Raw genomic sequence first — 10,458 nt, forward strand, 5'->3', positions numbered from 1 at the left:
TCCACTCCGCGAACACCGGAGAAACCGCCCACAACTCCGCACCCATCCCCACCCACTGCGACCCCTGACCAGGGAACACAAAGGCAACACGGCCCCGGGTGTCCGTCACGCTGCCGGTGATCACACCGGGAGCGGACGTACCGAGACTCAGCGCCTCAAGGGCGGACAGCGCTTCCGTACGGTCCTCTGCGACGAGCACGGCCCGGTGGTCGAGATGCGAGCGTCGGGTCACCAGTGCGTGTCCTACGTCGGGGAGCGAGATCGCCCCGTCACCGGCGAGCAGGGTGCGCAGGCGGTCCGCCTGGGCGCGCAGGGCTTCCTCACTCCTGGCGGAGAGCAGCAGCGGTACGGGGCCGTGGTCGTCCTGGACGGCGTCGTCGTCGACCGCCTCGACCGCCGGAGCCTGCTCCAGGATGACGTGGGCATTGGTCCCGCTGATCCCGAACGACGACACGGCCGCCCGACGCGGACGGTCCTCCGCCGTCTCCGGCCACTCCACCGCCTCGGACAACACCGAGACCGCGCCCGTCGACCAGTCCACGTGCGGTGACGGCTCATCCACATGCAGCGTCTTCGGCAGGACCCCGTGCCGCATCGCCAGCACCATCTTGATGATCCCCGCCACCCCGGCAGCGGCCTGGGTGTGCCCGATGTTCGACTTCACCGAACCCAGCCACAGCGGCCGCTCCGGCGCACGACCCTGCCCGTACGTCGCCAGCAACGCCTGCGCCTCGATCGGATCGCCCAACCGCGTACCCGTCCCATGCGCCTCGACCGCGTCCACATCCACCGCCGACAACCCGGCACCGGCCAGGGCCTGGCGGATCACCCGCTGCTGCGACGGACCGTTCGGCGCCGTCAGACCATTGCTCGCACCGTCCTGATTGACCGCACTGCCCCGCACCACCGCCAGAACGTCATGCCCCCGACGACGCGCGTCCGACAACCGCTCGACCAGCAACAACCCCACACCCTCACCCCACCCCGTACCATCCGCCGCACCCGCGAACGGCTTGCACCGGCCATCCACCGCCAGACCACGCTGCCGGCTGAACTCCACGAAGGTCGCCGGGTCGGCGAGTACGGTGACGCCGCCGGCGAGGGCGAGGTCGCACTCGCCGTTGCGCAGCGCCTGCACCGCCAGATGCAACGCCACCAACGACGACGAGCACGCCGTGTCCACGGTGACCGCCGGGCCCTCCAGGCCGAAGGTGTACGAGACCCGGCCGGACACCACGCTGCTGGTGTTGCCGGTGACGAGGTAGCCCTCCACACCGTCCGGTGCGGCGCCCATTCGTTGCGCGTAGTTCTGGGCAATGGCGCCGACGAAGACTCCGGTCGGGCTTCCCGCGAGCGTTCCGGGGTCGATGCCGGCCCGTTCGAAGGCCTCCCAGGACGCCTCCAGCAGCACGCGCTGCTGCGGGTCCATGGCCAGTGCCTCGCGGGGGCTGATCCCGAAGAAGCCCGCGTCGAACCCGTCCGCCTCGTGCAGGAAGGCACCCTCCCGCACATACGACGTCCCCGGATTCTCGGGATCCGGGTCATACAGCGCCTCGACATCCCACCCACGACCCGACGGGAACTCCGAAACGGCATCCACCTCCCCCTCCAACAACCTCCAGAACTCCTCCGGCGAACCCACCCCACCCGGGAACCGGCAACTCATCCCCACGATCACCACCGGATCGTCCTCGACGGCAACCCCCGCCGACACCCCCTCCACCACACCCGTCCGCCCCGCCCCCAACAGCTCACCGCCGAGAAAACCGGCCAACGCACGGGGGCTGGGGTAGTCGAAGACCACCGTGCTGGGCAACCGCAGACCACTGAGCACATTGAGACGGTTACGCAGCTCGACAGCGGTCAGCGAATCGAACCCCAACTCATGGAACGCCCGCCCGAGGTCGATGAGACCCGGGGCGCGGTGTCCGAGCACGGTCGCCACCTGTGTCCGTACGAGGTCCAGGAGTGCTTTCTCGCGGTCCGGCGCGGGCAACGCGGCCAGCTGGTGGGCGAGCGAGGTGCTGTTCGGATCGGTTCCGGACACGGCGGTGCGGCGCACCGTACGTACCAGTGCGCGCAGCACGGGCGGGACGGGGAGCTGTTCACGACGGGCCGCGGCAAGGTCGAACTTCGCGGGAACCACCAGCGGTTCGCCGGTGCTCAGCGCCGCGTCGAAGAGCGCCAGGCCCTCGTCGGCGGAGAGCGGAAGCAGTCCGGTCCGGCCGATGCGGGCGCGGTCGCTCCGGTCGAGGCTGCCGGTCATGGTGCTGGTGTCGTCCCACAGACCCCACGCGAGCGAGACAGCGGGAAGACCACAAGCACGCCGATACCGCGCCAACCCATCCAGAAACGTGTTCGCCGCCGCATAAGCAGCCTGCCCCGGACTCCCCAACACCCCCGCAACCGAAGAGAACAGAACAAAAGCCACCAACCCGAGATCCCGCGTCAACTCATGCAGATACCACGCCCCATCCGCCTTCGGACGCAACACACCATCCACACGACCAGAAGACAGACCCCCGAACACACCATCATCCAACACACCCGCCGTATGCACCACCGCCGACAACCGGTACCCAGCCAACAACCGCACCACCTCCTCCCGCACCCCCACATCACACGCCTCGAAAGCCACCTCGGCCCCCAACCCCACCAACTCGTCCCGCAATCCCACAGCACCCTCAGCACCCACACCACGACGACTCACCAACAACACCCGACGCACACCACACCCAACCACCAAGTGCCGCGCCACCAACCCACCCAACGTCCCCGTCGCCCCAGTCACCAACGTCCAGCCATCACCACGACCATCGTCTCCGTCCGTCTTCGGGGCGAACGAGACGTCCTGGCCGGCGATGTCGGGCAGTCCGGCCAGCCTGGGCACGTGCACGGTGCCGGCGCGGAGGGCGAGTTGGGGTTCGTCCGTCGCGACGGCACGGCCGAGGAGGGTGTGCGCGCTGTCGTCGTCGGTGTCGACATCCGCGAGGACGATGCGGCCGGGGTGTTCGGTCTGCGCCGAGCGCAGCAGGCCCCACACCGGTGCGACGGAGAGCTCGGCGACCGGGTCCTCCGCCCCCACCGCGACCGCGCCTCGCGTGACCACGACGAGCCGGGACTCCTCGAAGCGGGGGTCGGCCAGCCATGCCTGAACGGCTTCGAGCACGTCCGCCAGGGTCTGCCGCACCCGCGTCGGGAGGTCGTCCTCGCCATCGGGCGCCACCACCGGCAGCACCACCACGTCGGGCACCTCGTCGAGATCCGCCGCCTCGGAGAGCCGTGGCCAGCCGGCGGCCGGGGTGGTGGCGGTGCCGGTGGGCAGCGGGAGCGGGGTCCAGTCGAGGTGGAACAGCCGGTCGCGCTGGCGGGCGGTGGTGTCGACGACGAGCCGGGCGGTGGGGATCTCCCGCAGCGTCAGCGACTCGACCGTGGCGACGGGTGTACCGGCCGGGTCGTGGATCGCGAGGGAGACCGCCGACCCGCCGTCCTCGGCGTTCCCGACGGGCGCGACGCGCACCCGCACGGTCCGGGCCCGGGTCGCGTGGAGCGCGACCCCCGTCCAGGAGAAGGGCAGCGGAAGGGTGTCGGCCGGGGCACCGTCGCCCTCGGCCCGGCCGAGCAGCAGCGCGTGCAGCGACGCGTCCAGCAGCGCCGGGTGGATCCCGAACCCGTCCGCGTCCTGAACGGCCTCCTCCGACAGCACCACCTCCGCGAAGGTCTCCTCACCCCGCCGCCACACCGCCCGCAACCCCTGGAACACCGGCCCGTACCCGTAACCACCGGCAGCCAGCCGCTCGTAGGCACCGGCCACCGGCACGGGTACGGCTCCGGGGGGCGGCCAGGCGCCGCGCTCCGGTTCCGGCGGCGCCGTGCGGCCGGCCGGTGCGAGGACGCCGGAGGCGTGGCGGGTCCACTCGCCCCGTCCTGCCTCGTCCTCCGGCGCGGCCGGGGAGGCTTCCCCGGTGCGGGAGTGGATGCGTAGCGTCCGGTGGCCGTCGTCGTCGGCGGGGCCGACGGCGAGCTGGATCTCCACCGCACCCTGCTCCGGCAGCACCAGCGGGGCGGTGATGTCGAGTGTGTCGATGCCGTCACAGCCCACCAGGTCGGCTGCCCTGAGGCCGAGTTCGACGAAGGCGGCCCCGGGGAGGACGGTGACGTCGGCGGCGGTGTGGTCGGCGAGCCAGGGATGGGTCCGCAGGGAGAGCCGCCCGGTGACGACGAGACCGTCGCCGTCCGCCAGGGACACCGAGGCGCCGAGCAGCGGATGTCCGGCCGAGGTCAGGCCCGCGGCGGTGAGGTCGCCGGTCGGGGCCATGGACTCGATCCAGTGCCGCACGCCCTGGAAGGCGTAGGTCGGCAGTTCCACCTGCCGGGCGGTGCTCCCCGCGTGGAGCGCGGGCCAGTCGACAGGTACGCCGTGGACGAAGGCCTGGGCGATGCCGGTGAGCACGGACTCAGGCTGCGGGCGGTCGCCGCGCTGGAGGGCGATGGTGTGGACGGGGTGGTGCTCGCCGGTCTCCGTGGAGTGCGCGGCGAGGCAGTCGGCCGCCATCGCGGTGAGCACGGCGTCGGGGCCGATCTCGACGAAGGCGGTGACGCCCTCGGCGCGCAGCGCGGCGACGCCGTCACGGAAGCGCACCGCGTCACGGACGTGCCGCACCCAGTAGTCCGCCGAGCCCAGTTCGCCGGGCAGCGCAGGGTTTCCGGTGACGTTGGAGACGACCGGGATGCGGGGCTCGGAGTACGTCAACTCCTCGGCGACGGAGCGGTACTCGTCCAGCATCGCGTCCATGTGCGAGGAGTGGAAGGCATGGCTGACGCGTAGCCGTCGCGTGCGTCGGCCCTCCGCGGCGAATTCCGCGCCCACGGCGAGGACGGCCTCCTCGTCGCCCGAGATCACCGTGGCCGACGGTCCGTTGACGGCCGCCACGTCGGCCCGCCCCGCCCAGGGGCCGAGGCGGTGGCGCACCTCTTCCTCGGTGGCTTCCACCGCGGTCATGGCGCCGCCCTCCGGCAGCGCCTGCATCAGCCTTCCGCGTGCGGCGACGAGCCGGGCCGCGTCCGGCAGGGTCAGCACCCCGGCCAGATGGGCCGCGACCAGTTCGCCGATCGAGTGGCCGATCATCAGGTCGGGCACCATGCCCCAGGACTCGACCAGCCGGTACAGCGCCACTTCCAGTCCGAACAGCGCGGGCTGGGTGTAAGCGGTGTCGTGCACCAGTTCGGTGTCGATGACCTCGCGCAGCGGGCGCTCCAGGTGTGGGTCCAGTGCCGCGCACACCTCGTCGAAGAACTGTGCGAACGCGGGGAAGGCGGCATGGAGCTCGCGGCCCATGCCAGGACGCTGGCTGCCCTGGCCGGTGAAGAGGAAGGCCGTCCTGCCGCCGCCGTCGGGAACCTGGCCCCTGACCAGCCCGGCGGTGGAGACGGCACCGTCGCGCAGCTCCTCCAGCCCGCGCAGGAACCCGTCGCGGTCCTCGGCCAGGACCACCGCGCGGTGGTCGAAGCGGGTGCGCGAGGTGGCCAGGGAGAACCCGATGTCGGCGCTGTCGGCCGGGGCGTCATCGGCGGTCAACTGCTCCAGGAGACGTCCGGCCTGGCCCAGGAGCGCGGCAGGGGTCTTCGCGGACAGGACCCAGGGCAGCTGTGGCGCACGCGCGGCGGGGGCGGCCGCGGCAGGTGCCTGTCGGGCGTCTTCCGGGGCCTCCATCGGGGCCTGTTCCAGAATGACATGGGCGTTGGTACCGCTGATGCCGAAGGACGACACCCCCGCGCGGCGTGGACGGTCGGCGGACCCCGGCCACGGCACCGGCTCGGTGAGCAGCGACACCGCGCCGGACGACCAGTCGACATGGGGTGTCGGCCGGTCCACGTGCAGGGTCCTGGGCAGCACCTCGTGCCGGAGTGCCATCACCATCTTGATGACCCCGGCCGCGCCCGCCGCCGCCTGGGTGTGCCCGATGTTGGACTTGACGGCGCCGAGCCACAGGGGCGATTCCTCGGACCGGCCCTGCCCGTAGGTCGCCAGCAGTGCCTGTGCTTCGATCGGGTCGCCGAGGCCGGTGCCGGTGCCGTGGGCCTCCACCGCGTCCACGTCGGCCGGCGACAGCCGCGCGCTGCGCAGCGCCTGGCGGATGACGCGCTCCTGGGAGGGCCCGTTGGGCGCGGTCAGGCCGTGGCTGGCGCCGTCCTGGTTGACGGCACTGCCACGGACCACGGCGAGGACGGGGTGCCCGTGGCGCCGGGCGTCCGAGAGGCGTTCGACCAGCAGCAGTCCGACGCCCTCGGCGAATCCGGTGCCGTCCGCGGCGGCGGCGAAGGAGCGGCAGCGGCCGTCCTCGGAGAGCCCCCGCTGCCGGCTGAACTCGGTGAAGATGCCGGGGGCGGTGATGACGGTGACACCGCCGGCGAGGGCGAGTGCGCATTCGCCGCTGCGCAGCGACTGGACGGCCAGGTGCAGCGCGACCAGCGAGGACGAGCAGGCGGTGTCGACGGTGACGGCCGGCCCTTCGAGGCCGAAGGTGTAGGCGACCCGGCCGGAGGCGACGCTCGTGGTGCTGCCGGTCAGCAGATAGCCCTCGTAGCCGTCGGGGACCTCCTGGGGGCGGCGGGCGTAGTCCTGGGCGATGGTGCCGACGAAGACGCCGGTCCGGCTGCCCTTCAGGGTGGCCGGGTCGATACCGGCGCGCTCGATCGCCTCCCAGGACGTCTCCAGGAGGAGCCGCTGCTGCGGATCCATGGCCTCCGCCTCGCGCGGGCTGATGCCGAAGAAGTCCGCGTCGAAGCGGTCGGCGCCGGTCACGAAGCCGCCGGCGCGGGCGTAGGTGGTGCCGGGCTTGTCGGGGTCGGGGTCGTAGAGCCCGGCCAGGTCCCAGCCCCGGTCGGTGGGGAAGTCGCCGATGGCGTCGCCGTCCGCGGCGATGAACCGCCACAGATCCTCCGGGGAGTGCACCCCGCCGGGGAACCGGCAGCCCATGCCGACGATGGCGATCGGCTCCTGGTCCTTGTCCTCGACGTCCCGCAGCCGCCTTCTGACCTGCTTCAGTTCCGTCGTCGCCCGCTTGAGGTAGTCGCGGAGCTTTTCCTCTTGTGCCGATTGAGCCATGGCGGCAAACCCCTTCAAGGTGGCCAGGTCTTTGTCAGGTCCGACTGCTTCGGGAGATGACTGCTTCAGGAGATGCCGAGCTCGTCGTCGAGGGCGTCGAACAGTTCGTCGTCGGTCGCCGCTGTCAGGTCCTCGTCCAGGGCGGTCTCATCGGGTGCCGCGCGCAGGTCGTTCCACTTCCACAGCAGAGCCTGCAGGCGGGCGCCGATCTTCTCGTGGGTGGCCGCGTCGACCGCCGTGCCGTCGGGCCCGGAGGGTTCCGGGGCGGCGGATGCGGCGGACCGGTCGAGCAGGGTCCGCTCCAGTCGTTCGATCTCCGCCAGCAGGGAGGTGTCGGGGTCGTGGCCGTCGGGGGCGAGTTCGCCGCGCAGCCGCTCGGCGAGTGCTTCGAGGGTGGGGTGGTCGAAGACCAGGGTCGTCGGCAACCGCAGCCCGGAGGCGCTGGCCAGCCGGTTGCGCAGCTCCACGGACGTCAGCGAGGTGAAACCGAGGTCCTTGAACCCGCGGTCGGCCTCCACCTTGTTCGGGTTGCCGTGCCCCAGTACCGCGGCGACCTCGCCGCGCACCAGCTCCAGTACCTTTTCCCGCTGTTGGGACACGTCGAGGCCGACGAGCGCCCGCGCCCAGACGGAGCCGGAGGTTCCGTGGTGCCCGCCCTGGTCGCTCACGACACGGCGGGACGAGGTACGGACCAGGCCGCGGAAGACGGCGGGCGTCGGACCGGACGTGGCGGCGGCCCGCAGGGCCGAGGTGTCGACCCGCGCCGCGAGCAGGTACGCCCGGTCCGCCGACAAGGACGCGTCGAGGAGCGCGAGTCCGGCGTCCGCGGCCATCGGCGCCACGCCGGAGCGGGCCATCCTGGCCACATCGGCGCTGCTCATGGCACTGGTCATGCCGCTGTCGTCCGCCCACAGTCCCCAGCCGAGGGAGAGCGCCCGCAGGCCGGTGGCCCGCCGGTGGTGTGCCAGGCCGTCGAGGAAGGCATTGGCCGCCGCGTAGTTGGCCTGTCCGGGGCTGCCGAGGGTGCCGGCGGCCGAGGAGAAGAGGACGAAGGCGGCCAGGTCCGAGTCCCGTGTCAACTCGTGCAGATGCCAGGCCGCTGCCACCTTGGGCCGCAGTACCGAGGCCACCTGCTCATGGGTCAGCCCGGCGACGATGCCGTCGTCCAGCACTCCAGCGGTGTGCACCACGGCCGTCAGCGGATGCTCGGCCGGTACGGACGCCAGCAACGTGGCCACGTCCTCCCGTTCGGCCATGTCGCAGGCCACCACCCGTACGCGCGCGCCCAGGCCGGTCAGTTCCGCCCTCAGCTCGGAGGCGCCCTCGGCGGCGGGACCACGACGGCTGGTCAGCAGCAGCCGCCGCACTCCGTGCTCGGTCACCAGATGCCTGGCCACCAGGGCACCGAGGGTGCCCATGGCGCCGGTCACCAGGACCGTTCCGGTTCCGAAGGGCGCGCTCGCGGCGGCCGGCGGTGCCGTGATCCGGGCCAGTCTCGGCACATGGAGCCGGCCGGACCGCAGGGCGATCTGGGGCTCGTCCGCCTCCAGGGCCGCGGTGACGGCCCCGGCGAGGGAGCCGTACTCGCCGGGATCGGCGTCGAGGAGGAGGAAGCGGCCGGGGTTCTCCGTCTGCGCCGAGCGCAGCAGCCCCCATACCGCCGCGGTGGCGGGATCCGGGCTGTGTCCTCCGGGCACTCCCGTGACCGCGCCCCGGGTGACGACCACCAGGCGGGACCGTTCGAACTTCTCGTCCGCGAGCCACTCCTGAAGCGTGTCGAGCACGTCGAGGAGCAGGGTGTGGGTCCGCGCGGCAAGGTCCTCGCCGCGGTCACCGCCACCGGCCGCTCCGTCGCCGTGGGCCGCCGGGCCCGCCACCGGCAGCAGTACGACTGTCGGTACCTCGTCCCCGATGTCGTGCGGCGCGTCGTACTCCACCACGTCCAGCCCGTCCGTCTTGAGCTGTCCCGCGATCGCGTACGCCTGTGCCTCGCCGAGCACCGCCCACCGGCCCTCGAACGCGGGTGGCGCGCTCTGCGCCGCGGGCAGTGGCACCCAGCCCAACTCGAACAGCGCATCGCCGTTCCGGCCACCCGCCCCGCTCCGTGCGAGCCGTGCGAGCTGTTCGCGCGGCACCGGACGCAGCGTCAGCGACGCGAGCGAGGCGACCGGGGCCCCGGTGAGGTCGTACGCCTCCAGGGACACCGTGCCCGCTTCGGCGGCAGGAGCGATCCTGACCCGGAGCGCGGTGGCACCGGAGGCCCGCAGGGTCGCCCCCGTCCAGATGAACGGCACCACCGGTCCGTCCGCCGGCCCCGGTACGAGGCGTTCGGCGGCCGGGAGCTGCAGGGCGTGCAGGGCGGTCTGGAGCAGCGCGGGGTGGAGGCCGAAGCGTGCGACGCCGTCCGTCGCCTCTTCGGGCAGTGCCACCTCGGCGTAGATCTCCTCGCCGAGCCGCCAGGCGGCCCGCAGCCCCTGGAACACCGGTCCGTAGCCGTAGCCCTCGGCCGCACGCTCCGCGTAGAAGCCGTCGACGGACAGCGGCTGTGCCGCGCGTGGCGGCCACTCCGAGTCGTCCGGGGCGGCGTCCGGGGCCGGCGGCCCGTCGGGGCCGAGCAGTCCCTCGGCGTGGTGGGTCCACGGCTGTGCGCCGTCATCGGCCTGTCCGGAGTCGGGGCGGGCATGCACTCCCAGGGGGCGCCTGCCCTCACTGTCCGGCTCACCGACGGTGACCTGAAGCTGAACGCCGCCGTGCTCGGGAAGAGCGAGCGGGGCGTGCAGGGTCAGTTCCTCGACGCGCGCGCAGCCGGTCGTCTCTCCCGCGTGCAGGGCGAGTTCCAGGAACAGTGATCCGGGGACGAGAGAGGTGCCCAGTACCTCGTGGTCGGCGAGCCAGGGGTGGCCGTCGAGCGACAGCCGGCCGGTGAACACCACTCCGTCGCCGTCGGCGCGTTCGAGGGCGGCGGACAGCAGCGGGTGTCCGGCGTCGGCCAGTCCGGCCGTCGTCCAATCACCGGTGCGAGGCGTGGCGTTCAGCCAGTAGCTCTGCCGTTGGAAGGGGTAGGTCGGCAGTTCGGCACGGCGCCCCGTGACCGGCGGCAGCACGGCGGCCCAGTCCACCGTCACACCTCGGGCCCACGCCTGCCCCACGGAGGTCAGGAACCGCCCCCAGCCGCCTTCGTCGCGCCGCAGCGAACCGACGACGACGGCCCGGCCACCGGTGTCCTCGATGGTCTCCTCCAGCCCCATCGCGAGCACGGGGTGGGCGCTGGACTCGACGAAGGTGCCGAATCCTTCCGCGACCAGCGTCCGCACGGCCGTCTCGAACTCGACCGTCTGCCGCAGGTTGCG

The 10,458-nt window shown here is 72.5% G+C and carries 2 protein-coding genes; both read right to left on the reverse strand.

Annotated features, from left to right (window positions below; translation table 11 throughout):
- The coding region (locus ACF08W_RS34730; RefSeq protein WP_392281739.1) for a type I polyketide synthase at positions 1–7,108 on the reverse strand (7,108 nt) is incomplete at its 3' end.
- Positions 7,109–7,173: 65 nt separating this feature from the next.
- A partial coding sequence (locus tag ACF08W_RS34735) for an SDR family NAD(P)-dependent oxidoreductase (RefSeq protein ID WP_392281740.1) occupies positions 7,174–10,458 on the reverse strand: 3,285 nt, incomplete at its 5' end.

Source organism: Streptomyces sp. NPDC015144 (genome assembly GCF_043079735.1).
GTDB lineage: Bacteria > Actinomycetota > Actinomycetes > Streptomycetales > Streptomycetaceae > Streptomyces.